Origin of the sequence: Pseudomonas sp. RC10, from assembly GCF_038397775.1 — a bacterium.
Classification (GTDB): Bacteria; Pseudomonadota; Gammaproteobacteria; order Pseudomonadales; family Pseudomonadaceae; genus Aquipseudomonas; species Aquipseudomonas bambusae.
The window spans coordinates 1,008,683-1,034,775 of the sequence record NZ_CP151650.1; the positions used below are offsets into that span (position 1 = coordinate 1,008,683).

The 26,093-nt window shown below is 60.0% G+C and carries 18 protein-coding genes; 2 read left to right on the top strand and 16 right to left on the bottom strand.

Annotated elements, in window-relative coordinates:
- Window positions 1-318 precede the first annotated feature (318 nt).
- The 3 genes from AAEO81_RS04560 to AAEO81_RS04570 form a co-directional block, all read right to left on the bottom strand.
- Window positions 319-606: a DUF2845 domain-containing protein gene (locus AAEO81_RS04560; protein ID WP_341964461.1), complete on the bottom strand. Its 288-nt coding sequence runs from the start codon at window positions 604-606 to the stop codon at window positions 319-321.
- A 30-nt stretch (window positions 607-636) separates the two neighbouring features.
- Window positions 637-3,615: a DUF748 domain-containing protein gene (locus AAEO81_RS04565; protein ID WP_341961943.1), complete on the bottom strand. Its 2,979-nt coding sequence runs from the start codon at window positions 3,613-3,615 to the stop codon at window positions 637-639.
- Between the two features lie 113 nt (window positions 3,616-3,728).
- Window positions 3,729-4,745, bottom strand: a complete 1,017-nt coding sequence (locus AAEO81_RS04570) for a class I SAM-dependent methyltransferase (RefSeq protein WP_341961945.1) — start codon at window positions 4,743-4,745, stop codon at window positions 3,729-3,731.
- 651 nt (window positions 4,746-5,396) lie between these two features.
- Between AAEO81_RS04570 and mgtA the strand changes: the two genes are divergently transcribed.
- Complete coding sequence (mgtA, locus tag AAEO81_RS04575; RefSeq protein WP_341961947.1) at window positions 5,397-8,108, top strand: magnesium-translocating P-type ATPase; 2,712 nt, start codon at window positions 5,397-5,399, stop codon at window positions 8,106-8,108.
- A 147-nt stretch (window positions 8,109-8,255) separates the two neighbouring features.
- Here the strand turns inward: mgtA and AAEO81_RS04580 are convergent, their stop codons facing one another.
- The 8 genes from AAEO81_RS04580 to AAEO81_RS04615 form a co-directional block, all read right to left on the bottom strand.
- On the bottom strand, window positions 8,256-9,434 hold the full coding sequence (locus AAEO81_RS04580; protein WP_341961948.1) for an acetyl-CoA C-acetyltransferase: 1,179 nt from the start codon (window positions 9,432-9,434) through the stop codon (window positions 8,256-8,258).
- A 449-nt stretch (window positions 9,435-9,883) separates the two neighbouring features.
- On the bottom strand, window positions 9,884-10,753 hold the full coding sequence (locus AAEO81_RS04585) for an oxygenase MpaB family protein (RefSeq protein WP_341961950.1): 870 nt from the start codon (window positions 10,751-10,753) through the stop codon (window positions 9,884-9,886).
- 168 nt (window positions 10,754-10,921) lie between these two features.
- A complete protein-coding gene (gene acs, locus AAEO81_RS04590; RefSeq protein ID WP_341961952.1) occupies window positions 10,922-12,859 on the bottom strand; it encodes an acetate--CoA ligase in 1,938 nt (645 codons plus the stop codon).
- A gap of 196 nt (window positions 12,860-13,055) precedes the next feature.
- Window positions 13,056-14,720, bottom strand: coding sequence for a glucose-6-phosphate isomerase (pgi, locus tag AAEO81_RS04595; RefSeq protein WP_341961954.1), 1,665 nt, complete (start codon window positions 14,718-14,720; stop codon window positions 13,056-13,058).
- 302 nt (window positions 14,721-15,022) lie between these two features.
- Window positions 15,023-15,877, bottom strand: coding sequence for a pantoate--beta-alanine ligase (gene panC, locus AAEO81_RS04600; protein ID WP_341961956.1), 855 nt, complete (start codon window positions 15,875-15,877; stop codon window positions 15,023-15,025).
- Window positions 15,874-16,674 carry a 3-methyl-2-oxobutanoate hydroxymethyltransferase gene (gene panB, locus AAEO81_RS04605; RefSeq protein ID WP_166598285.1) on the bottom strand — a complete coding sequence of 267 codons (801 nt, stop codon included), beginning with the start codon at window positions 16,672-16,674 and terminating at the stop codon, window positions 15,874-15,876. Before panB ends, panC begins: the two co-directional genes overlap by 4 nt.
- A 436-nt stretch (window positions 16,675-17,110) precedes the next feature.
- Window positions 17,111-17,584, bottom strand: a complete 474-nt coding sequence (gene folK, locus AAEO81_RS04610) for a 2-amino-4-hydroxy-6-hydroxymethyldihydropteridine diphosphokinase (RefSeq protein WP_341961959.1) — start codon at window positions 17,582-17,584, stop codon at window positions 17,111-17,113.
- Window positions 17,585-17,589: 5 nt separating this feature from the next.
- A complete protein-coding gene (locus AAEO81_RS04615) occupies window positions 17,590-18,987 on the bottom strand; it encodes a polynucleotide adenylyltransferase PcnB (protein ID WP_166598283.1) in 1,398 nt (465 codons plus the stop codon).
- A 123-nt stretch (window positions 18,988-19,110) separates the two neighbouring features.
- Here AAEO81_RS04615 and AAEO81_RS04620 point away from each other — a divergent pair, with 123 nt between their 5' ends.
- Window positions 19,111-19,353, top strand: a complete 243-nt coding sequence (locus tag AAEO81_RS04620; protein WP_341961961.1) for a hypothetical protein — start codon at window positions 19,111-19,113, stop codon at window positions 19,351-19,353.
- 421 nt (window positions 19,354-19,774) lie between these two features.
- On the opposite strand, the gene AAEO81_RS04625 is transcribed toward AAEO81_RS04620, so the two are convergent.
- From AAEO81_RS04625 to dksA, 5 genes are all read right to left on the bottom strand, one after another.
- Window positions 19,775-21,214 (bottom strand): sigma-54 dependent transcriptional regulator, encoded by a 1,440-nt coding sequence (locus tag AAEO81_RS04625; RefSeq protein ID WP_166598282.1) that lies wholly within the window; start codon window positions 21,212-21,214, stop codon window positions 19,775-19,777.
- A gap of 22 nt (window positions 21,215-21,236) precedes the next feature.
- Window positions 21,237-24,191 (bottom strand): sensor histidine kinase, encoded by a 2,955-nt coding sequence (locus AAEO81_RS04630; protein WP_166598281.1) that lies wholly within the window; start codon window positions 24,189-24,191, stop codon window positions 21,237-21,239.
- Window positions 24,175-24,351, bottom strand: coding sequence for a hypothetical protein (locus AAEO81_RS04635; RefSeq protein WP_002552060.1), 177 nt, complete (start codon window positions 24,349-24,351; stop codon window positions 24,175-24,177). The genes AAEO81_RS04630 and AAEO81_RS04635 overlap by 17 nt, the downstream gene beginning before the upstream one ends.
- Before the next feature lie 117 nt (window positions 24,352-24,468).
- The gene (gene gluQRS / locus AAEO81_RS04640) at window positions 24,469-25,356 is read right to left on the bottom strand and encodes a tRNA glutamyl-Q(34) synthetase GluQRS (protein WP_341961968.1); all 888 of its coding nucleotides are present in this window, start codon (window positions 25,354-25,356) and stop codon (window positions 24,469-24,471) included.
- Between the two features lie 243 nt (window positions 25,357-25,599).
- Window positions 25,600-26,043: an RNA polymerase-binding protein DksA gene (gene dksA / locus AAEO81_RS04645; RefSeq protein ID WP_166598279.1), complete on the bottom strand. Its 444-nt coding sequence runs from the start codon at window positions 26,041-26,043 to the stop codon at window positions 25,600-25,602.
- Between the last annotated feature and the right edge of the window lie 50 nt (window positions 26,044-26,093).

Sequence of the window (26,093 nt, forward strand, 5' to 3'; positions counted from 1 at the left end):
GGCGGCGCCCGAGTGCTTTGCTGGATGTGGTTTTTCAAAAATCTGTAAATCGCACTGCCGTAGATAGACAGATCATTTACAAATACACGAGGGGGTATCACAAAGTTACACTTAACGGGCCGGCTTCGCCCCGAATTTTGTATCAATCCATTTTCGACCGACTGCTCGTATCTCATGAGTTCTTCGTGGTCAAGGCTGGAGGGTTCTGCGTGCCGTCATCAGGCGAGCTCAGACAATCTGCGCGTAAGTCGCCTCGACCCATGCCTCGGCTAATGTTGCGCTGACGAAGGAAATATCTAAAAGCGTAGGAAAATTCCCTCAATTCCCCCGCTTGCTATCGATCCTCACCAGCCGCCCACCTTCGAAACGAAGGTACTGATACATCCCGCTGTTCGGGCCGTAGACCCATTCCTGGACCTGCACCTGATCGACCTGGCGGAAATGGTTGACGGTTTCTTTGTAGCCGACGATGTCCTGGCTGACCGGCTGGCCGCATTTCTGCTGCACTTCGAACATCCGGTCACCGACGCTGATCAACTGGCTGCCACAACGCAACGTATCGGCTTGGCTCAGACCACTCAACGCTGCCAGACCGATAATGGCCACGGTCCTGGTGAACACACTCTTCAAAAGTCTTTACTCGCTGTCCAGATGCAAGGGGCTGATGACGCGTCCGTCTTTTTCCGGCTGACCGAGGGAGGCGTCCACGAAATAGACCCGATCATCCGCCAATTGTCCCTTGTCCACCAGATAGTCCTTGATGCTGCCTGCCCGGGCCTGACCCAATTGGCGCAGCAGTAAAGCGCTGGAACTCCAGGATTTGAGCACGGCCTCGCGCAGCTTGTTTTGACGTTCTTCCTTCCCCAAGTCCACCCATTCCGCCGGTGGTTGCTGTTTTAGGCGTGTGCGATAAATGCCTTCGAGCATTGGTGCTTTCTCGTCATCAGGGACCTTCAGATCGCCCGCCTGTGCTGGCACCTTATCGCCGCGTCGCTGGAGAATTTTGTAGTACGTGCTCTGGTATTCACGCTCCAGACGCTGTTGCGCAATGAGCGGCCCATCGCTGGCCTCGGCGCTGGTGCCTTCGATTTCCAGCCGCAGGGCAGGGCGCTCTTTCAGGGCAGCGGCCAGCTTGTCCAGCGACGCCTGCGCCTCGCCACTCAAGTCGTCCGAACCGGGGGCGAACGCCACGGTGCCCAAATCTTCCGAACCGCCACCGCTGATCAAACCGCCGATGAATTTGAACGGCGCGGCGGCAGCCTTGACCACCAGGTTGCGCAGGGTCTGCCAGACAATCGGCATCACGCTGAACTGCGGATTGTTCAGGTCGCCGGTCACGGGCAGTTCGATGGAAATCTTGCCGTCCACATCCTTGAGCAGCGCAATCGCCAGTTTGAGGGGCAGGTTCACGGCATCGGGACTGTCGACCTTTTCACCCAGCTGCAATTGCTCGACCACCACCTTGTTCTCGGCCTTGAGCTGGCCTTTGGTGATCAGATAGTGCAGGTCCAGATTCAGCCGCCCCTTGCGAATGCGGTAGCCCGCGAACTTGCCGGAGTAGGGCGTCAATGTCGTCAGCTCAACGCGCTTGAAGCTGGTGGCGATGTCCAGACTGGCCAGCGGGTTGAACGGGTTAAGCGCGCCTTTGATGGTGACCGGCGCGTAGCGGTCGACCTTGCCCTGAATGTCCACCGGGGCCGGTTTGTCCTGCCGGTTATCAAGGGTGCCGATCTTACCGTTGAGCTGCTGCACGGCGGTCGCAAAGTTCGGGGTGAGGCTAAAGTCGGCAAAGTTGGCCGAGCCATTGTTGATGTTCACCTCGCCGATACGAATGCCCATGGGCTTTTCGGCAGACGCGGTTTTCGGTTTCGGTGCGGGTTTCGCCTCAGCTTTGGTCGTAGCAGGTGCCCCGTCGGCAGGCTGCGGAATCAGCAAGTCGTCGATGTTGGTGGTGCGGTCGTCAGCGATCACGAAACGCGCATAGGGCTGTTCAATGTTGATCTTGGCGATGCTCAGGCTGTCGCCGAGCTGGAAGTTCAGGCCCTCAACGTTCAGTTGCTGCCATTTCACGAAATCCCGGGATTTGAGCGTGTCCAGCGTGTGCAACTGATCGACCTGCGCTTTGCCGGTGATGCCCAGCGCCAACGGCTCGGTGCTTTTAAGGTCAACGGCCAGGTCGGTGTTGAGCATGCCGCTGCGCACTTCCAGGCGAATGAACGGCGTGACGTAGGACTGCGCGAGGCGCAGGTCGATGTCGCGGGTCGTCACGTTGAGCTTGGCGCGCACGGGGTCAAGATTGACTTCGCCTTCCGCCGTCAGCTTGCCTTGTTTGCCCAGCCCGGTGTCGAGTTTGATGTTGAAAGGCGATTTGTTGAGGCTGTCGAAGTTTGTCAGGTCCAGATTGAGCGGGCCGACTTCCAGCGCGACCGGTTCCTTGGGCACTTTGTCGGCCAGGTGCACGCGGTAATCGCGCAGTTGAGTGTCGCGCAACAGCACCTGCCAAGGCTTGCTCGGCACAGCAGGTTTTGCGCTGGCGGGGGTCTCGGCCCCAGAGGCCGTCGCGGGTTGCTGCTTTTCAGCGTCGGCTTTCTTCTGTTCGGTCTTCGAGGGCTGGCTGGCAAACAGCTTCTGCCAGTCGAGTTGGCCATCGGATTCGCGAGCGGCCCAGGTTTCCAGGCCCTGACTACGAATCTTCCCGACGGTGACCAACTGCTTCGCCAGATCAAGGGATGTGTCGCTGACTTCCAGGTTTTTCAGGCGCACCAACGGGCGACCGTCCGGTGCATCGATGGCGAAAGGCGCGACTTTGAGCGACGTGTTGTCCAGCCGCAGCTCGGTTTCCTTGGCCAGATTGAGCGTGTAATGGGTGCTGAGGTTGAGCACGCCATCCTTGAGCACCAGCGGCAAGGCGTCGCGCACATAGGGCCACCAGACTTTCATTTTGCCGTCGGTGACTTTCAGCGTGCCTTCGGAGCTGATCGGCACCAGGCTGATTTTGCCCACCCAGTCAATCTGACCGCCTTCGGGACCCGCCGCAACCAGCGTCATGTCGGCGTTGTCTTCGGGCAGAGTGCTGAGGTTTTTCAGTTCGAAATTCAGGGCGTCGTAGAGGAATTCGATGGGCTCGCTGGGGCGCTGGTCCTGGAAATGCACGAAGCCGTCGGACAGTTTGATCTCGCCAATGCGCAGCGGGAACGGCTTGCTCGGCGGTTCGTCAGGCTTGGCGGGTTCGCTGGGTGGCAGCTTGAACAGACCGGCCAGATTGAGTTTGCCGTCTTTGGAAAACAGCAATTCGGTCTTGGGTTTGTCGAGCTTCACGGCCTGAAGGTGCAGGGCCTTGGTCCACAGGCTGTCGATTTGCAGGTTGGCGTAAAGCCGTTCGAAGCCGACCTGTTCCTTGCCCGGTGCGCCAATGTTCAGGCCCCACAGGGTTACTTCCAGGGTGTAGGGATTGAGTTCGAGGCGGTCCAGCCTGGCGGGCACCGTGGCGTAATTCGCCAATTGCTGGTTGATCACCCGCAACGCAATGCCAGGCAGGATAAGGAACCCCAGCACGCTGTAAATGGCGAAGACGGCCAGCAAGGCGCCAATGGCGCGTTTCAATCCTTTGGGCATGTAGGTCGCCAACTCTCTCGGTCTGAGGTGCCTTTGAGTATGGCACGCCAATCTGGTTCCGAAGTCGCGGCTCTGCATTCCTTGTGGGAAATTTCCCTACTGCGGGTGGGAGATCAAAGCTGCAAGATCAAGGTCTTGAGTGGGGGCTGCTGATCCATCGACGGAAAATCGACGCCGGGCATCATCACCTGCCAGTCGCGAACAGGCCGACCGAGCTTGTTGGCGCAGCGCAGCACCTGTTCGCGCCATTCTTCCATGCTGACCTTTGCCAGATTATTGCAGCAGATCAGCACGCCGTTTTCAGCGGTGGTCAGCAGGGCAGGTTTGAGCAGGCTTTGATAGTCGCGCAGCAAGTCGACGGTACCGAAGGCGCTTTTCGCCCACGCAGGCGGATCGAGCAGTACGAGGTCGAATTGACGCTGTTCCAGGCGCACGTAGCTAGGGAGTTTCTGGCCACGACGGGAGGCAATCGGCAGGCCCGCCAGTTGGCGAATGGCCGGGAAATAGTCGGACTGGATGAACTGCATTTCTGGCAATTGCGGGTTCAAATGGCCGTTCTCGCGACCGACGGCGAGGTTGCCTTCGGCGAAGTCCAGATTGCAGACCTCCCGCGCGCCGCCCGCTGCTGCGCTCAAGCCGACGCCGCAGGTGTAAGCGAACAGGTTCAGTACGCTTTTACCCTTGGCGTGAGCCTGGACCCAGCCGCGGGTGTTGCGCAGGTCGAGAAAAAGCAGAGGGTCCTGACCGGCATGACGGCCACGCACTCGATATTTCAGCCCCCATTCGTGGCCGATCAGATCGTTCAGCGCGGCGTCGTCGGCTTTATAGACAGCGTCTGTGCGATCAATCCGCGAGTTGCCGTGGGAGCGGTCGTTGTAGACCAGCATCAAGTCCAGACCCAAACGGGCATTGATCGTGGCGTGGGCCGCCAGCAAGGTCTCGCGGTCCAAGCTGTTGTGAAAGCTCTGCACCAGCAACTGCGGGCCGTAGCGGTCGATGGTCAGTCCGCTCGCGCCTTCCTGGCTGCCATGGAACAGGCGATAGCAGTCGGTGCCATGAGCATGCAGCTCGGCGAGCAGGGCTTGACGGTTGTCGAGGGCGACGCTGAGCGCCTGATTCAAGGAAGACATGCTCGGCGCCTTGGGGCAGGAATAAGGCGCGCGAGTTTAACAGTTCGGTGTGCGGCAGGCCGAACAATCCAGGCGCCGCCAAACCCTGTGGGAGCGAATTCATTCGCGAACGATGGGTCAGGTGACAGAGATGTGTCGGCCGTACTGGCCCCTCGCGAATGAATTCGCTCCCACAGAGGGATCTCTATCGGCCGTGCTGAAGCGTTTTTCATTCCCATTGGATGGCCGCGTCGCCTGTAGGAAACGGCCTTCCTGAACCTTCCCTGAATCCCCGCGCAATAGTCTCGGCAGGCCCCGTGATGGCGGTTTACTCTCATAAAAGCCGGGCGTATTCTTCGCCCGTTTTCAACAGATGCGGAGACCCACAGTGGGTACTTGTTCGAGTGACAGACGTCAGCCGGTTCCGATGACCGGCCAATCCTCCGCGAGCTAACGCGCAGTCTTTTCACTGCCGTTATCTCGCTGATAAACGCGAGAAACGGCAGGCGATTCTTTTTCCTGTCCTTCCCTGACGCCCAGGCACCGCGCGCCGTTTTTCGGTCGCGCGGGCTTATCGTTGTGCGCCGTTCACACCTGAACGACGCGCAGTGCGCTCGGCTGTGCCTCCTGAATCTCCATGAGTAGTAGCCCTTCAGTCCAGGGGACACGGCCATGAAATTCAACACCCTGAAAGAGTTCTTCGCAGGCTTCCTGCGCACTCGCCACTTCGCCCGGCACTTCCGTCGGCTGGCGATGCTCGACAGCCTGACCGACGCCACCGTCAGCCGCGAAGTCCCGCCCACTCTGGCGCAAACCCTCACCCGGGGTGCCAGCAGCGACGTGCCTGAATTGCTCGCACGCCTGCACACCCACCACGACGGCCTGAGTGAGGACGAGGCCCTGGCCTTGCGCCAGCAACATGGCCTCAACGAAGTCGAGCACGAACAGCCGCTGCCATGGTGGGTACATCTGTGGCACTGCTACAAAAATCCGTTCAACCTGCTGCTGACCCTGCTGGCCTTCATCTCATGGCTGACCGAGGACATGAAAGCCGCCACGGTGATCTTCTCGATGGTGGTGCTCTCGACCCTGCTGCGCTTCTGGCAGGAAACCCGCTCCAACCAGGCCGCCGATGCGCTCAAGGCGATGGTCAGCAACACCGCGACCGTGCTGCGTCGTCAGGAAACCAAGTCGCAGCGCATCGAGCTGCCGATCAAACAACTGGTGCCGGGCGATCTGATCGTGCTCTCGGCTGGCGACATGATCCCCGCCGACTGCCGCGTGCTGACTGCCAAAGACCTGTTCGTCAGCCAGGCGGCGATGACCGGAGAATCAATGCCGGTGGAGAAATTCGCTCGCCGTCAGGAAGTCGATACCGGCAATCCGCTGGACCTGGAAAACATCCTGTTCATGGGCACCAACGTGGTGTCCGGTGCAGCGACCGGGGTGATTCTAGCGACCGGCAACCACACCTATTTCGGCGCCCTGGCTCAGCGGGTCAGCGCCACCGACCGCGCACCCACTTCGTTTCAGGCCGGGGTCAATAAAGTCAGCTGGCTGCTGATCCGCTTCATGTTCGTGATGGCGCCGCTGGTGTTGTTCATCAACGGTTTCACCAAAGGCGACTGGATGGAAGCGCTGCTGTTCGCGCTGTCCATTGCAGTGGGCCTGACCCCGGAAATGCTGCCGATGATCGTCACCTCGACGCTGGCCAAAGGCGCGGTGTTCCTGTCGCGCAAGAAAGTCATCGTCAAACGTCTGGACGCGATTCAGAACTTCGGCGCCATGGACGTGCTGTGCACCGACAAAACCGGGACGCTGACCCAAGACAAAATCTTCCTCGCCCGCCATGTGGACGTGTGGGGGGATGAGTCCGACGACGTGCTGGAAATGGCGTATCTGAACAGCTACTACCAGACCGGCCTGAAAAACCTGCTGGACGTGGCGGTGCTGGAACACGTGGAAATCCACCGCGAGCTGCAAGTCGGGACGGCGTTCAGCAAGGTCGACGAAGTGCCGTTCGACTTCAATCGTCGGCGCATGTCGGTGGTGGTGCAGGAGCAAGGCCAGCCGCATCTGCTGATCTGCAAAGGCGCGCTGGAGGAAGTGTTGGGCGTTTGCAACCGCGTGCGTCATGGCGAGGTGGATGAGGCGCTAACCCCGGAATTGCTGGAGCGCATCCTGCAAGTCACGGCGGAATTCAACGAAGAAGGCCTGCGCGTCGTGGCTGTGGCTGCGCGTGCGATGGACGCGGGGCGCGACACCTATGGGCTGGCCGATGAAAGCGACCTGACCCTGATCGGTTACGTGGCCTTCCTTGATCCACCCAAAGAAAGCACCGCGCCTGCACTGAAGGCGTTGGCTGAACACGGCGTGGCGGTAAAGGTGCTGACCGGCGACAACGAGCGCGTGACCGCGAAGATCTGCCGTGAAGTGGGGCTGGAACGCCAGGGCCTGTTGCTCGGCGGCGACGTTGAGCGCATGAGCGATGCTGAGTTGGCGGTAGCCGTGGAAACCACCAACGTGTTCGCCAAACTGACGCCTTCTCACAAGGAACGCATCGTGCGGCTGCTCAAGGCCAACGGCCACGTGGTCGGTTTCATGGGCGACGGCATCAACGATGCGCCTGCGCTGCGCACCGCTGACATCGGCATTTCCGTGGACAGCGCGGTAGACATCGCCAAGGAAGCGGCCGACATCATCCTGCTGGAAAAAAGCCTGATGGTGCTGGAGGAGGGCGTGCTGGAAGGGCGTCGTACCTTCGCCAACATGCTCAAGTACATCAAGATGACGGCCAGCTCCAACTTCGGCAACGTGTTCTCGGTGCTGGTGGCCAGCGCGTTCATTCCGTTCCTGCCGATGCTGCCGATGCATCTGCTGGTGCAGAACCTGCTGTACGACATTTCGCAGATCGCCATTCCGTTCGATAACGTCGATGAGGAGCTGCTGAAAAAACCGCAACGCTGGCAGCCTGCGGACGTGGGGCGTTTCATGGTGTTCTTCGGGCCGATCAGCTCGATCTTCGACATCACCACCTTTGCGGTGATGTGGTACGTGTTCGGCGCCAACACGCCTGAACATCAAACCCTGTTCCAGTCGGGCTGGTTCGTGGTGGGGCTGCTGACTCAGACACTGATCGTGCACATGATCCGCACCCCGAAAATCCCGTTCCTGCAAAGCCGCGCGGCCATGCCGTTGATGGTGATGACCGGAGTGATCATGGCCGTGGGCGTGTTCCTGCCGATGGGGCCGCTGGCGCACTACTTCAAACTGCAGGCACTGCCACCGCTGTACTTCGTCATCCTGCCGGTGATTCTGCTGGCGTATGTGGGGCTGACTCAGGCGGTGAAGGGGTTCTACGTGCGGAAGTTTGGCTGGCAGTGAGGTGACACCGACGTGACGGCGGGCCGAGATCAAACTGTGGGAGCGAATTCATTCGCGATGCTTTGGTACAGCCGACAGATATGCGTCGGGTGTACTGGCCAATCGCGAATGAATTCGCTCCCACCGGGGGCTGTGTTGTGCCTGAACCTACCGCGCCAGTGCTAAAGCCACGCCCTGACCCCCACCGATGCACAGGGTCGCCAGACCCTTCTTCGCATCGCGCTTGATCATTTCATGCAGCAGGGTCACCAGCACGCGGCAACCCGACGCACCGATCGGGTGGCCGATGGCAATGGCGCCGCCGTTAACGTTGACCTTGCTCGCATCCCAACCCAGCTCTTTGCCCACCGACAGCGATTGCGCGGCAAACGCTTCGTTGGCTTCGATCAGGTCCAGCTCGTCCAGCGACCAGCCCGCTTTGTCCAGGCAACGACGGGTGGCGCTGACCGGGCCGATGCCCATGATCGCCGGGTCGACACCGGCGTTGGCGTAAGCGGCAATGCGTGCCAGCACCGGCAAGCCCAGTTCTTCAGCCTTCTTCGCGCTCATCAGGATGACCGCAGCGGCACCATCATTCAGCGACGAGGCATTACCGGCGGTCACGGTGCCGTCTTTCTTGAAGGCCGGCTTGAGTTTGCCCAGGGATTCGGCGGTGGTGCCTGCACGGGGTTGTTCGTCGGTGGCGAAGGAAATCGGATCGCCCTTGCGCTGAGGGATCAGGATCGGGGTGATTTCATCGACGAAACGCCCGGCTTCGATGGCCGCAGCGGCTTTCTGTTGCGAGGCAGCGGCGAAGGCGTCTTGCGCCTCACGGCTGATGCCGTACTTTTCCGACAGGTTCTCGGCGGTGATGCCCATGTGGTAATCGTTGAACGCATCCCACAGGCCGTCGCTGATCATGGTGTCGACCATAGTCGCGTGGCCCATGCGCAGACCGGTACGCGCACCCGGCATCACATAGTTGGCCAAGCTCATGCTTTCCTGACCGCCCGCAATGATCACGTCAGCGTCGCCGCAACGGATTGCCTGAGTGCCCAAGTGCAGGGCCTTGAGGCCCGAACCGCAGACCTTGTTCAGCGTCATCGCGGGCACCGCGAACGGCAGCCCCGCTTTGATCGACGCTTGACGCGCCGGATTCTGACCGGCACCGGCAGTGAGCACTTGCCCCATGATCACTTCATCGACCTGCGCCGGGTCCAGGCCGGTCTGCGCCAGCAACTGACGGATCACCGCTGCGCCCAGATCAACAGCCGACACATTCGCCAACGAACCCTGAAAACTGCCGACCGCAGTGCGGGTGGCGGCAACGATTACGACGTCTTGCATGGTACGAATCCTCACGGTTGTGGGTGTAACGCCCGGGCCTGGAGACAAAGCTGAAAAGGGAGGCCCGTGGCGGGGAAATCAAAGGGGCACATGGTGGCATGAATGACGGTGGTAATTTAAGCGTTTTCTTGATTGCGCTGACTGTTCAAGATTGTTCCGTCCCGCGAGCCCTGTATCGGTAGTGCCGGCCCCTCGCGAGCAAGCTCACTCCTACAGGGGATGCGATCAACTGTAGGAGTGAGCTTGCTCGCGAATGCTGACGTCAGGACATCGAAATGTTTCGAATCTACCTGCCCTTTCGTGAGCATGCTCACTCCTACAGGGGATGCGATCAACTGTAGGAGTGAGCTTGCTCGCGAATGCTGACGTCAGGACATCGAAATGTTTCAAATCTACCTGCCCTTTCGTGAGCACGCTCACTCCTACAGAAGGATAGGGTGATGCCGGTCTCAGAGAACTCCCATCCTGCGCCGCGCCCGATGCACCGACGCATTGCGCACGGCCCATCTCAAGATCGGTGCCGTCCGGTTAACCCCCGCGCGGATCATTTGGCGTTTGAAATTCCCCATCCGGATATCGAACATCCCGCTCGCCCATTCCGGCATCAATTCAACCCCGGCCTGCATCATCAGACGCCCCATTGGCTTGGCCAGGCGGCTGGGTGCCGGGGCATTCTGCAGGACGCTGAACACCTCACGCGCTCGGTCGTCACACACCAGCTCCGGGCGCATCCGATGCAGGTAAGCGTCGATTTCAGCGGCCGAACGCGGAATGTCGCGTGCACCCAGACGCTCCGCCACGAGCGCGGTTTCGGCGTAATAGCGGTCTTGAGCATCGAGGGACAGATCAGGATTGAGGTATCGCAAATGTGCGGCCATGAAACTGCTGACTTCGGCCACATGTACCCACGTTAGCAGCGCCGGATCATCGGCCTTGTACGGGGTGCCGTCCGGGGCGATCCCGCTGATCTGCGAATGGATGCTCAGCACCTTGTCGATCAGCCAATTGGCGTCGTGGGTCGAACCGAATGTGGTGCCGGAGATGAACTGCCCGGTGCGCCGTAGCCGACCGAGCATGTCCTCACGAAAGTTGGAGTGATCCCACACCCCCGCCAGCACACGAGGGTGGAGCATTTGCAGCATCAGCGCGCAAATGCCGCCGATCATCATGCTCGGGAAATCGCCGTGCACCTGCCAGCACACCGCCTGCGGCCCGAACAGACCCGGATCGCCCTTGGGGTTCTCCATGTCCAGTTGGCCAAGGGCCAGGCCGGTCATGCTCATGACTTGGGTTTCGATGCGGGTGCGGATGAATTCCATGGGTGTCCAGTCGAAAGATGGAATGCCAATACTGTAGGAGCGTGGCTTGTCCCGCGATCTGCCGGAACGGCAGTAAAAGCCTGCGATCAGCAGTGCACCTGACACTACACGTATGGCGGTTTTACGACGGGTTCCCCGCCGATCGCGGGACAAGCTACGCTCCTACCTCTATCGGTTAAGGCGCTTCTCGATCAGCCCCTCCACGACACTCGAATCCGCGAGGGTCGAGATATCCCCCAAACTGTCGATTTCGTTACAGGCGATCTTGCGCAGGATGCGCCGCATGATCTTCCCGGAACGGGTTTTCGGCAAGGCCGGGGCCCACTGAATCAGCTCCGGTTTGGCGAAGCTGCCGATTTCCTTGCTGACCAGCGTCAACAGTTCCTTCTGCAACGCCTCGTCCGGCTCGATCCCGGCCATGGTGGTCACGAATGCATAAATGCCCATGCCTTTCACGTCATGGGGGTAACCCACCACCGCTGCCTCGGCCACGCTGTCATGCAATACCAACGCGCTCTCGACCTCCGCCGTGCCGATGCGATGCCCGGACACGTTGATCACGTCGTCCACCCGCCCGGTGATCCAGTAATGCCCGTCCTGATCGCGACGCGCGCCATCCCCCGTGAAGTAATAACCGGGGTAGGGTTTGAAGTAGGTGTCGATCATGCGTTGCTGATCGCCATACACGCCGCGAATCTGCCCCGGCCAACTGGCCTTGATCGCCAATAAGCCGCTGGTCGCGCCCTCCAGCTCATTGCCTTTTTCGTCGAGCAGCACGGGCTGTACGCCAAACATCGGCTGAGTGGCGCAGCCCGGTTTCAGGGGCGTTGTGCTGATCAGCGGGGTGAGCATCGTGCCGCCGGTTTCGGTCTGCCACCACGTATCGACGATAGGGCACCGGTCTTTTCCGACTTTATGGAAATACCATTCCCACGCTTCCGGGTTAATGGGCTCACCGACCGTGCCGAGAATGCGCAGGCTTTCCCGGCTTGTGTTCTCAAGCGGCTTCGCCCCCTCACGCATCAGTGCTCGCAACGCCGTTGGCGCGGTGTAGAAGATATTGACGTGGTGCTTGTCGATCACCTGCCAGAAACGCGAGGTGTCGGGGTAATTCGGCACTCCTTCGAAAATCAGCGTGGTGGCACCGTTGGCCAGCGGGCCGTAGACGATGTACGTGTGTCCGGTGACCCAGCCGACGTCGGCGGAGCACCAGAAAATCTCGCCCTCGCGATAATCGAAGACATGCTGATGGGTCATCGCCGCTTGCAGCAGGTAACCGCCGGTGGTGTGCAGCACCCCCTTTGGTTTGCCGGTGCTGCCCGAGGTGTAGAGGATGAACAGCGGGTCTTCGGCGTCCATCGGTTCGGGTGGGCAATCGTCGCTGATGCCGTGCAGCGCTTCGTGATACCAGATGTCGCGTCCTTCGACCCACTCGACCTGGCCTTCGGTGCGCTTGACCACCAGCACCGTGCTGACGTTCGGGCAGCTTTGCAGGGCTTTGTCGACATTCTGTTTCAACGGCACGTATTTGCCGCCGCGCACACCTTCATCGGCGGTGATGACAGTGTGGCAATCAGCGTCGAGAATCCGGTCACGCAGGGCGTCAGGGGAAAAGCCGCCGAACACCACCGAATGAATCGCGCCGATGCGGGTGCAGGCCAGCATTGCGTAGGCCGCTTCCGGAATCATCGGCATGTAGATGCACACCCGGTCGCCTTTCTTCACCCCGCGCTGCTTCAGCACATTCGCCAGACGGGCGACGTTGTGGTGCAGCTTCTTGTAGGTGATTTCGGCGGACTCCGAAGGATTGTCGCCTTCCCAAATGATCGCTACCTGATCACCGCGCTTTTCCAGATGACGGTCGATGCAGTTGTAACTCACATTCAACTTGCCACCTTTGAACCACTGCGCGCTGCCGGTCTTGATGTCGCACTGCTGGACCTGATCCCACGGCGAGAACCAGTGGAGAAATTTTTTTGCCTGCTCGGCCCAGAAGGTGTCGGGCTGCTCGATGGATTGCCGGTACAGACGCTGATAGTCATCGGCACTGAGTTGAGCGGCTTTGCGCGTCGCATCGGCGTGTGGGAAATCGCTGATATTGAACATGGCGTCTCCTGTTTTTCTTGTGATGTTGTGTAGCCACAATAGGACATCAGAGTCGATCGTGTCGGCAGGGTTCAGACGGGTCGCGTTGGGTGGCGCGCTTTTGATTCTGCCCTTCGGCTAGATGCGATGAGCCAGATACACAAAACCCGCCACCTCTTGCGAGGGGGCGGGTTTCGGGTGTTGCGCCAAGGCGGGATCAGCCGCGGTGACGACCGCGGAAGTAATTGATCAAGCCTTGAGTGGACGCATCTTCAGCAACGGTTTCTTCCGTGCCGACGAGGCGGCTGTAAACGCCTTTGCCCAGTTCTTTGCCCAGCTCGACGCCCCACTGGTCGAAGGCGTTGGTGCCCCAGACCACGCTTTGGACGAAGACTTTGTGCTCGTACATCGCGACCAGCGCACCCAGACGACGCGGGCTGATGCGCTCGACGACGATGGTGTTGCTCGGACGGTTGCCTGGCACGACCTTGTGCGGCGCGACACGCTGCACTTCGTCTTCCGACAGGCCTTTGGCGCGCAGTTCGGCTTCGGCCTCGGCGCGAGTCTTGCCGAGCATGAGTGCCTGGCTCTGCGACAAGCAGTTGGCGTACAGCCATTGGTGGTGGTCGGACACCGGGTTGAAGCTGACGATCGGCACGATGAAGTCGGCCGGAATCAGTTGGGTGCCTTGGTGCAGCAGCTGGTGATACGCGTGCTGACCGTTGCAGCCCACGCCACCCCAGATCACCGGGCCGGTGTCGGTCTTCACCGGCACGCCGTCCTGACGAACGCTCTTGCCGTTGGATTCCATGTCCAGCTGTTGCAAATGCTTGGTGATGTTACGCAGGTAGTGGTCGTACGGCAGGATCGCGTGGCTTTGCGCGCCCCAGAAGTTGCCGTACCACACGCCGAGCAGGCCCAGCAGCGCGGGCATGTTTTGCTCGAACGGTGCGTTCAGGAAATGCTGGTCCATGGTGTAGGCACCGGACAGCAATTCCTTGAAGTTGGACATGCCCACGGCCAAAGCGATTGGAAGACCAATGGCCGACCACAGCGAGTAACGACCGCCAACCCAGTCCCACATCGGGAAGATGTTTTCTTCACGAATGCCGAACGCCACCGCAGCGGCGTTGTTGCTCGACACCGCGATGAAGTGACGGTACAGCTCAGCCTCGGAGCCGCCCTGAGCCAGATACCAGGCGCGTGCAGCGGTGGCGTTTTTCAGGGTTTCGAGGGTGCTGAAGGTCTTGGAGGAGACGATAAACAGCGTGGTTTCCGCACGCAGCTTGCTGGTCAGTTCGTGCAGCTCTGTGCCGTCGATGTTCGCCAGGTAGTGGCAGCGAACGCCTTTCTGCGCGTAGGACAACAGCGCTTCGGACACCAGCTCAGGGCCGAGGAACGAGCCACCGATGCCGATGTTGACCACGTCAGTGATCGGCTTCTCGGTGTAACCGCGCCATAGACCGTCGTGAATGCGGCCCACCAGATCGGTGATCTGGTTCAGCACCTTGTGCACTTCGGGCATCACGTTGACGCCGTTCACCAACAGCTTGTCGCCCACTGGACGGCGCAGCGCGGTGTGCAGGGCCGGGCGACCTTCCGAGGAATTGACCAGTTCGCCGTCGTATTGCGCTTTGATCGCGTCTTTCAGGCCCACTTCGTTGGCCAGATTGACCAACAGCTGACGGGTTTCGGCGGTGATCAGGTTCTTCGAGTAGTCGAGAAACAGCCCGGCGCTGCTGAGGGTGAATTCGTTGAAACGCTGCGGGTCTTCGTTGAACGCGTCGCGCATGCTGAAATTCTGCATCGCTTTGCGGTGGTCGGAGAGCGCCTGCCAGGCGGGCAGGGTGGTGACGTCATGAGGGTTGCGGTAGTACGCCATCGCTGCGGGTTTCCTTGTACTTGAACTGCCTTTGGACGTTGAAAAGCCAGGGGCGGGTCGAATGCGTGCGTTCTCCGAAGCCTAATCCTCGGACGCGCCGATGTCTGCGCCTCGCTTTACCTTTGCTCGGTACTTTTTCTCACAAGGTAGTGTCGCCCGAGTGGGGCGACCTGTACCGGTATGGCATTGCGGGTGTGGCTAAGTTCATTGCCCGGAGCCAGATAGAGCCTGCGCGGGCTGAAGTTTCATGAAACGTTCCGGGACTGAGCATAGTTGCGAATCCCGAGACCATGGCGTTCCGTTTACGGGGCCGTGGTCAGGTGCAGATTGTCGATCAGGCGTGTCTTGCCCAGGAACGCGGCGCCGAGCACCACCAGATCCTGATCGCCCGGGGTCGCGGGGCGCAGGGTCACGGCCTGGCGGATTTCCAGATAATCCGGACGGAAACCCGCGCTTTCGAGGGCCTTCCTGCCGTCATCCAGCAATTGTTCGTGGTTCTGCTCGCCATTGTGCAGCGCGTCACCGATCTGTTTGATGACACGGTACAGCGCAGGGGCAGTCGCACGTTCCGCTTCGGTCAGGTAACCGTTGCGCGAAGACAGCGCCAGGCCATCGGCCGCGCGGACGGTGGGCTCGCCAATGATCTGGATCGGCATGTTCAAGTCGCGCACCAACGCACTGACCACGGCCAGCTGTTGAAAGTCTTTCTGGCCGAAGATCGCGATGTCGGGCTGAACCATGTTGAACAGCTTGCTCACGACCGTGGACACGCCGTCGAAATGGCCGGGGCGACTGCCGCCACACAAGCCTTCAGACACGACGGGCACACGCACGATGGTCTGGTCGGCCATGCCGTGGGGGTACATTTCTTCGACCGTGGGCGTGAACAGCAGATGGCAACCGGCTTGCAGCAGCTTCTCCTGATCGGCCGCCAGCGTGCGTGGGTAGGTGGCCAAGTCCTCTGTAGGACCGAACTGCAAAGGGTTGACGAAAATGCTCGCCACCACGAAATCGGCACGCTGCGCAGCCTTGGTCACCAGCGCGGTATGACCGCTGTGCAGATTGCCCATGGTCGGGACCAGCGCGATACGTTTGCCTTCGCTGCGGGCGCGGGCCACGGCGGCACGCAGTTCACGCACGGTTTTTACAGTGTTCATGCCGAGAATCCGTGTTCAGGGGCCGGGAAGCTGACGTCTTTTACAGCGCTGACGTAGGCGGCGATGGCCGATTGAATGTCAGGCTGGCCGATCATGAAGTTCTTCACGAACTTGGGCACGCGCCCGGTGATGGACAGACCCAGCATGTCGTGCAGGACCAGCACCTGGCCATCGACGGCGCTGCCCGCGCCGATGCCGATCACCGGAATCTTCACCGCTTGGGTAATCTCCTGCGCCAGCTCGCTCGGCACGCATTCCAGCAGCAGCATCGCGGCACCGGCTTGTTCCAGGGCAATGGCGTCAGCACGAATCTGCCGCGCCTGCGCTTCCTGACGGCCCTGCACTTTATAGCCGCCCAGTACGTTGACGGTCTGCGGCGTCAGGCCCATGTGTGCGCACACCGGAACGCCCCTTTCAGCCAGCAAGCGAATCGACTCGGCCAGCCAGCCCGCGCCCTCGATCTTGAGCATGTGCGCGCCCGCCTGCATCAACGTCGCGCTGCTGGCGAATAGCTGTTCCGGGGTGGCGTAGGACATGAACGGCAGGTCGGCGAGGATCAGTGCACCCTGATTGCCACGTTTGACGCTGGCCACGTGGTACGCCATGTCGGCGTTCGTCACGGGCAGGGTGCTGTCGTGACCCTGCAAAACCATGCCCAGCGAGTCGCCCACCAACAGGATTTCAACGCCTGCCTGTGAAGCTGCGTGGGCGAACGTTGCGTCGTAGGCCGTGAGCATGGTGATCTTTTCACCTTTCTGCTTCAGGCCCAGCAGGGACGTCACGGTGATATCTGGCATGAAAAAAGTCCTCATTACAGGCGCTGTGAATACGACGGCGAGCAACGCGTGATTCATTCTGCAAACGCAGGCACATCGTCGTTTCGCGATGTTTGAAAAAGCCTGTCTGGCACCTGGCAAGCCGGTCGTCCGGCTTTGGGACGCTTATCTTCGTGAGGAGGGGGCGGGAAGTCAATTCCGGGTGTTACCGGATGAGGTGGGGATGTTACCGAGAGATGTAACGGCGCGCAGTGCCTGCAAACGATCTGTAGGCAATGTCGCTTCGCTCGGCGCGACGCATTACCCCTGTAGGCGCGAATTCATTCGCGATTGGACGGGTCAATCCACACACCTTCATCGGATGTACCGAGGTCTCGCGAATGAATTCGCTCCTACCGGATTTGTACCGAGCTATGAATCGAGAGTGTGTCCGACTCGCGCGCGTCGGCATTCAACCCTAGAGTCTTTCCAGCCCTTCAAACGGGCAGTCGGCCAGCAGGTCATCCAGCGCGCGGCCATCAGCGAAGGTAATCCCGGGCGCCAGCTCGGCCAAGGGATACAACACGAACGCCCGCGCCTGCATGTGATAGTGCGGGACCATCAGACGGGGCTCGTCGATCAGCCGGTCACCGAACAACAGAATGTCCAGGTCCAGCGTCCTTGGCCCCCAGCGCTCAAGCCGTTCGCGCCCTTGACCGTTCTCGATACCTTGCAAGGCATCCAGCAGGACCAGTGGCTCCAGTGCGGTATCAAGCGCGGCGACGGCGTTGGTGTAGCGCGGCTGACCGGGCAGCAACGAATCGCTCACGTAAAAAGAAGACACGCCTGACAGGCTGGTGTGAGGCAACTGTCCCAACGACTGGATCGCCTCGCGCAGTTGTTCGGCTGGGTCAGCGAGGTTGCTGCCCATGCCGACATACACCCGTTCCATCACCATTACTCCGATGCGTCGGCGCCAGCGCGTTTGCGCTTGCCGCCACCGCTACGGCGACGCTTGCGCGGGCCCTGGCCGGTGGTGTCGGATTTACTGCCCAGATCACGAATCATGTCGCGGCGACCGGATTCGTTGGCGTCCTGATAATCGGTCCACCATTCGCCCAAGCCGTCGGTTTCCTCGCCCGCGGTTTCACGCAGCAGCAGGAAGTCGTAACCGGCTCGGAAACGCGGGTTGTCCAGCAACAGGTCGGCACGTTTGCCCGAGCGACGTGGCAGACGCTCCTGCATGTCCCAAATCTCGCGGATCGGCATGGTGAAGCGCTTGGGAATGGCAATGCGCTGACACTGCTCGGCGATCAGTTCATGCGCGGCTTCCTGCATGGCCGGGATCGGTGGCATGCCACGCTCTTGCAGGCGCAGGACGCGAGCGGGCAAGGCAGGCCACAACAGCGCAGCGAACAGGAACGCTGGCGTCACCGGCTTGTTCTGCTGCACGCGCAAATCGGTGTTGGCCAGGGCCTCGCTGATGAGCGTGTGCGTGTAGGTCGGGGTGTATTCAAGTGCCTTGGCACTTGCCGGGAACAGCGGGTCGAACAATTCGAGATCCACCAGCATCTCGAACGTTGGTTCGGCGTAACCCGACAAGAAAAGCTTGAGAACTTCCTCGAACAGGCGCGCTGCCGGAATATCGCGGAGCATTGGGGCCAGCGGGCGAATCGGCGTGGCGCTGTGCTTTTCGATGCCGAAATCCAGCTTGGCGGCGAAGCGCACGGCACGCAGCATCCGCACCGGGTCTTCTTTATAACGCTGCTGAGGGTCGCCGATCAGGCGGATCAGTCGATTGCGGATGTCGTGTACGCCGTTGGCGTAATCCAACACGCGTTCACTGACGGGATCGTAATACAGCGCATTGATCGTGAAGTCGCGACGCTGGGCGTCTTCTTCCAGCGTGCCGTAAACGTTGTCCCGCAGAATCCGGCCGCTCTCGTTGCGCGACGACTGATTGCTGTCTTCTTCCTCGTCATCTTGAGGGTGATTGGCGCGGAACGTGGCCACTTCGATGATTTCGCGACCGAAGTGGATATGAACCAGCTTGAAGCGGCGGCCGATGATGCGCGCATTGCGAAATTCTGCCCGGACTTGCTCAGGCGTGGCGCTGGTGGCGACGTCGAAGTCCTTAGGGGTGATGCCCAGCATCAGGTCCCGCACGCAGCCGCCGACCAGATAGGCCTGGTAGCCCGCGTTCTGCAAACGCTCGACGATGTTCACCGCATAACGGCTGAATTGAGCGCGTTGCAACGAGTGTTGGCTGCTGCTGAGCACTTCAGGCGTGGTGCGCGTATGTTGCTGCGGCTTGCGCAGGGGAGTACGGAATGACTGGAACAGCTTCTTCAGCATGGGATGCACTGTTTGAAGGAATATTCGGCCAATGACAAAGAATGACCGCATGATGGGCGGGGATTCTAGCATTTAGTCGAGGGATGGTGTAGGACGCCGCGCGAATGGGCTCTGGAGGCAGGTATGGCGGGGCTGAACGGCTGTTACGAAGGGTTTGGAGCGGTTTTTGGCGAACGCTACCGGAAAAGTGTTTTGTTGCGGAAGCTACTGGGGGAGCCGAAGCTCCCCCAAAGTGCGTGCTCTTATTTTTATTGTCTGTCGGGCTTTTTGTTTTTGTTGAGCGCCCAATTCACGGCTTTCGCCTGTGAAACCTCCCAATCGGGATTCAAGAGCAAACGGATTGCTTTGGTCGCTGTGCTGCAGTGATCAATCGATCCAACCAGTTCAGGCGCTACCTTAGGGTAGTTTTTTGTTGTTCTCAGCCTGGTTGCGGGACAAGTCCCAAATGCAACGCCTCTCCAAAAGAATCAGTTAGCTGCGCCTCCGCCGTGTTGTTTTTATTATGCGTGAGTCGATACGTCTTATTTTTATTATGGTGTTTTGCGGGTGACTGATTTTTGTTGTTCTTGTACTAAGGATATAGCAGAACGCGTGCCAACTTTTGTCGAAACGGCTACGGCCCTTTAAATCCGGGGGTGTGGCAAATCGACGCTATTTTTGTGTAGCCAAAAAAAACCGGGACTACGTTACCGTACGCCCCGGCTTTTGTTACGTGTTGCTGATGAGGTAACAGTTTTTTCACAAGTGCCGGAAGGCGCGTGCCAGAGCCTCGCGCCTGCTCCTGAGATCAGGTTTCGCTGGCTACACCGGTTTTGCGACGCGGGATGCCCAGCCGTTGACGACGCTCCCACAGGCATTTACGGCTGACGCCAAGCTTACGCGCCAGTTCGGTCTCGGTCATGTGGTCCTGATGCTCAAGCACGAAGTGCTGGAAGTAGTCCTCCAGGGACAAGTCTTCCGTAGGTTCATGAGCCGTTGAGCTGGATGAAGGCTGCTGCGGCGCCAGGCCGATGAACTCCTCGACGTCCAGATCGCTCAGCTCGATGTCGATGCCCAAAAGGTCGGCGGAAATTTCCGGGCTCTCGCAGAGGATGACGGCGCGCTCAACAGCGTTTTCCAGTTCGCGGACATTACCCGGCCACGAGTAATGGCGGATCGCCTGTTCGGCGTCCGGTCCAAAGCGCAAGTCGGTACGGCCAGCTTTGGCGCTTTGGCGAGCCAGGAACGCATTGGCGATTTCGTTCACGTCCGAGCCACGCTCGCGCAGGGCCGGCAGCTTCAAGGCAATGACGTGCAGACGGTAGTAAAGGTCTTCACGGAACTGCCCGACTTTGGCCAGGCTTTTCAGGTCTCGGTGGGTCGCGGCAATCAGGCGCACATCAACCTTCTGCGACTGTACTGAGCCAACCCGACGAATCTCGCCTTCCTGAAGCACACGCAGCAGACGGGCTTGAGCTTCGAGAGGCAATTCGCCAATTTCATCGAGAAACAGGGTTCCGCCGTCGGCGGCTTCAACCAGGCCTGCACGCCCGGCGCTGGCGCCGGTGAACGCGCCTTTTTCGTGGCCGAACAGCTCGGACTCGATCAGCGTTTCAGGGATCGCGGCACAGTTCACCGAAATCATCGGTGCCTTGGCGCGGCGGGACAGGTTGTGCAGCGCTCGGGCGACCAACTCTTTACCCGTACCTGATTCACCTTGCACCAGCACGTTGGAGTCAGTCGGGGCGACCTTACGGATCTTGTTGTAAAGGTCTTGCATCGGCGGGCAAGAGCCGATGATCCCGATCTCGCCATTGCTGTTGTCAGGGGCTGATTTGTCGGACCCCGACGCCTTGCCAGCCGAGGCCACGCGTTCAGCCTGGATGCTTTGCACGGTCTGTCGGTCTCGCAGAATGCGAGACACGGCTTGCAGCATTTCGTCGTGGTCGAAGGGCTTGGCGATGTAATCCACAGCGCCCATTTTCATCGAGTCCACGGCCGAGCGGAGGCTGGCGTAGCTGGTCATGATCAGCACCGGTTTGCCCTGGCCGAGCCGGATCAGCTCGGTACCGGGGGCACCGGGCAGGCGCAAATCGCTGACGATCAGGTCGAACGAGGGGATGCTGAAACGTTCCTGAGCTTCCTGCACGGAGCCGGCTTCACTGACCTGGTACTGATTACGTTCCAGCAGGCGACGCAAGGCAGAGCGGATAATAGTTTCGTCTTCGACGATCAGAATGTGCGGCATTGATTCGATACTCTCGACGGTCTCAGTTCACAGCGGACGTCGCTTCGACATGTCGCGGTAGGGTCACCCGAATGCGGGTTCCGCGCTGTTGCTCGGGGTCAGCCGGGCTGTCGATGGTGATTTGTCCATAATGCTCTTCAACGATGGAATAGACCAGTGCGAGCCCCAGTCCTGTCCCTTCCCCCGGGTCCTTGGTGGTGAAGAAAGGTTCGAACAAGCGGTCCATGATTGCTTTCGGAATTCCAGTGCCTTCGTCTTCGACGATCAAATCGACCGTATGTTCGGACGCTTCGCTTTTCACCCGCACCGCGCTGCCTGCAGGCGAGGCGTCACGGGCGTTGGAGAGCAGGTTGATCAATACCTGCGCCAACCGTTGCGGATCGCCATCGACCCAGTGGTTCGGGTTGCACAGGTTATAGAATTGCACTTCGAAGTTGCGGCGATTCAGCGCGAGCAGACCAATGGCATCCTGGGCGACCTCGGCCAGACAGACGGCTTCGTCGGCATGCTGGTGACCACCGGCGTGGGCGAAGCTCATCAGCGACTGAACGATGCGCGACACGCGTTTGGTCTGTTCGATGATCTGGCTGCTGATTTCAGTGAGTTCGCCGTCCTCTTCGCGCTCCTCGCGCAGATTCTGCGCGAGACAAGCGATGCCGGTGATCGGGTTGCCGATTTCGTGGGCCACCCCGGCTGCCAGGCGTCCGATGCTCGCCAGGCGCTCGGAGTGGACCAGCTTGTCCTCCAGCATCTGGGTGTCGGTGAGGTCTTCCACCAGAATCACCAAACCACTGTTGCCAGGTGCCAAGGGCTCGTCGATGGCTGCTTTGTGCAGGTTCAGCCAGCGTGTTTGTCCGTCCAGCGCCAGGCGCTGTTTGTGCAAATGCTCATCCGGCACGTTGATGAAACCGAGCAGTAACTGACGCCATGGATCGGCGATGGTCTCCAGGCGAGAACCCACCACGCGCTGGGCCCCGATGCCAGTGAGTTCTTCCATCGCCTTGTTCCACATCAGGATTTCCTGATCCTTGGCCAGCGAGCAGACGCCCATCGGCAACTCCTGCAACGTCTGGCGGTGGTAGCGACGCAGGGCGTCCAGCTCGGCGGCCAGCCCGGTGAGGCGCGAATGGTAGTCCTCAAGGCGGCTTTCAATGAAGTGAATGTCTTCGGTGACGTAGTTCTCGCTGCCCGATTTGTACGGCAGGAAGGTTTCCACCATGTCCTGAGCAACGCTGGGACCCATCAGGCCGGACAGGTTGGCCTCGATCCGGTCACGCAAACGGCGCAGTGCGTAGGGGCGGCGCTCGTCAAACGGCAGGTACAGATCGCGCAGGGCCTGTTCGACTTCCTTCTGCGCGGCTTTGGCGCCCAGCGGCTTGGCCAGTTGTGTCGCGAACTCCTGCGGAGAAACGGCGTGCAACTCCCGACGCTGCGGTCGACGCACGTTGTCCACCGCGCAGGCTTCGGCGGCGCTGGCCTCTTCAGGGCTGGGGTTGCTGAACAGCGAAATCAGGGTGAACACCAGCACGTTGGCGGCGAGCGAAGCAATGGCTGCCATGTGCCAGCTGGTGTCGTCGAGCACGTAGATCATGTTCAGCAGGGGGATGTAGAAGCCCTGGAAATTGCCGATCAGCGGGAACAGCATGCTGACCATCCAGACCACGATCCCGGCGATCAGGCCCGCCATGAAGCCTCGACGGTTGGCCGCTGGCCAGTACAGCACCGACAGCACGCCTGGCAGGAACTGCAAAGTGGCGACGAACGCGACGATGCCGAGGTTGGCCAAATCCTGCTTGGCGCCCAGCAGCAGGTAGAAACCGTATCCCGCCATGATGATCGCGACGATCAGGGCGCGACGGGTCCACTTCAGCCAGCGATAGATATTGCCCTCGGCGGGCGGCTGGTAGAGCGGCAACACCAGATGGTTGAGCGCCATGCCCGAGAGGGCGAGTGTCGTGACGATGATGAGCCCGCTGGCCGCCGAAAGGCCGCCTACATAGGCCAGCAATGCCAACGCCGGGTTGTGCGCCGCGATGCCGATGCCGAGGGTGAAGTATTCGGGGCTGGTGGTGGCGCCCAGTTTCAGTCCGGCCCACAGCACCAGCGGAACGGCAAGGCTCATCAGCAGCAAAAACAGCGGCAAGCCCCAGCTGGCGCTGACCAGCGAACGAGGGTTGAGGTTTTCGGTGAAGGTCATGTGATACATGTGCGGCATGACGATGGCCGAGGCGAAAAACACCAACAGCAGCGTGCGCCAGGGGCCTTCCTGCAACGGGGTATGCAACGCAGCGAGCGCGCTTTGGTTCTGTAGCAGCCATTGTTCAAGGCTCGCCGGACCGTCGAATACGCCGTACAGCGAATAAATGCCGATACCGCCGATGGCCACCAGTTTGATGACCGACTCGAACGCGATGGCGAACACCAGCCCTTCGTGTTTCTCCCGCGTGGCGATATGGCGGGAGCCGAAGAAGATGGTGAACAGTGTGATCAGGATGCAGAACGCCAGCGCGACGTAATTGCGGACCGGCTCGCGGGTGAGGATGCCGATGGAGTCCGCCACCGCCTGAATTTGCAGGGCCAACAGGGGTAACACCCCGATCAGCATAAAAATGGTCGTCAGCGCTCCGGCCCATGTGCTGCGAAAGCGGAAGGCAAACAGGTCGGCGAGGGACGAAAGCTGATAGGTGCGGGTGATTTTCAGGATCGGGTACAGCAGCACCGGCGCCAACAAAAATGCGCCGGACACCCCCAGATAACTGGAGAGGAAGCCGTAACCGTATTCGTACGCAAGGCCGACAGTCCCGTAAAACGCCCAGGCACTGGCGTATACGCCCAGCGACAGGGTGTACGTCAGTGGGTGGCGAATGATCCAGCGCGGAATGAGCCCGCGCTCGCTGACCCATGCAACGCTGAACAGCGCCAGCAAGTAGGCGGCGCTGACCAGAATCATCTGGGTCAGGCTAAAGCTCATCGGCATCTCGTTGGCTCTGCAGAATGAAAGTCACCACGATCAGGATCAGCCACAGCATGTAAGGCCGATACCAGGCGCCTGTCGCGTCGATCCACCAATCCATGATGGCTGGAGAAAAAAGGTAGATGCCTACCACCAGTAGCAGGACCAATCGATAAATGTACATTTGGCCTCCTGGATTGACTGACGCCGGGTGAAGGAGCGGCATGGTAACGGATGGCTATCAGGCTGCAAGCGACGTTTCGGCCACCTTCATGCCGCTATTGGCCTCAAGTGCTCTGGCTCAGTCTATTCGAGCTTCTTCGATACTGGCGACCCGTGGAATCAAATCGGCACGCCAGTGAGCGATTCCCCAGTCCAGAACCTCTCTCGGCGTACCGAACGAAAGGTCTTCCGGTGCCGGCTGGCCCAACGCGCGCAATGCCCGAAGCAGCAAAGGCGTAGCCTGATCGACGGGCAGGGGCGGGGAGCGGTAGGACTTGCCCAGCTTGTGCCCATTCGGCTGAGTGATCAGCGGCACATGCAGATAGCGTGGTTGTGGCAGGCCCAGCAATTCCTGCAGATAGAGCTGACGAGGCGTGGAGTCGAGCAAGTCAGCGCCCCGCACAATGTCGGTGACGCCTTGCCAGCCATCGTCGAGGACGACCGCCAGTTGATAGGCGTACAGGCCATCACGGCGTCGAATCACGAAATCGCCGACATCACGGCCCAAGTGCTGGCGGAAGGTGCCCTGAACCCGATCTTCGAACCGGTATTCCAGCTCCGGGACGCGAATACGGATCGCGGCGTTTTCAGGCGAGTGGCCCGCATTGCGGCAAAAACCGGGGTAGATGCCCTGGAAATCTTCCAGCTGCTTGCGTGAACAGGTGCAGGCGTACGCAAGCCCATAGCTGAACCAACGGTTGATGATGTCCTGATAGGCGTCGTGACGATCGCTTTGCTTCACACATTCGCCATCCCACTCAAAGCCGTAGGTTTCCAGTGTATTGAGGATGGCGGTCTGTGCGCCCGGTTCTTCCCGTGGCGGGTCCAGGTCTTCCATGCGCATCAGCCACTGGCCACCGGCGGAGCGGGCATCGAGATACGACGCCAGCGCGGCGACTAGCGAGCCGAAGTGCAGATAACCGCTGGGGGTTGGCGCAAAGCGCCCTATATAAGAAGGGGATTTCATGGGCGATGATGGTACTGGAAATGAGAAGTACGAAAAACCGGACGACGCTGGAGACTCTGTAGGACACCGCTTTCTCTGTGGGAGCCGGCTTGTTGGCGAAGGCAGTGTGCCAGACACAGAGTTGTTGGATGACACCGCAAGGTTCGCCAGCAAGCCGGCTCCTACACGGGTGGCGGCAGCCTTACAGGCAACAAAAACAACAAAAGACGCCGAAGCGTCTTTTGTCTTACTCGAAAAGCAGGATCATTTACCGATCTGTTTTTCTTTGATTTCTGCCAGCGTCTTGCAGTCGATGCACAGGTCGGCAGTCGGGCGGGCTTCCAGACGGCGCAAGCCAATCTCGATGCCGCAGGATTCGCACCAACCGTATTCTTCGTCTTCGATCAGTTGCAGCGTTTTGTCGATCTTCTTGATCAACTTGCGCTCACGGTCACGAGCACGAAGTTCCAGCGCGAATTCCTCTTCCTGACTTGCACGGTCAGCAGGGTCAGGAAAGTTAGCCGCTTCGTCCTTCATGTGATCAACAGTACGGTCGACTTCCTGCATCAAGTCCTGTTTCCACTTGTTCAGGATCTTGGTGAAGTGAGCACGCATGGGCTTGCCCATGTACTCCTCGTCCTTCGTCGGGACGTAAGGTTCGAACCCGCTAATCGTTTGTGTGCTTTTTTGCTTTTCTTCGGTGGGCATGAACGGACCGCCTCTCACTCTTCTAAGCCATTGCGCAGGGTAAAGATCCA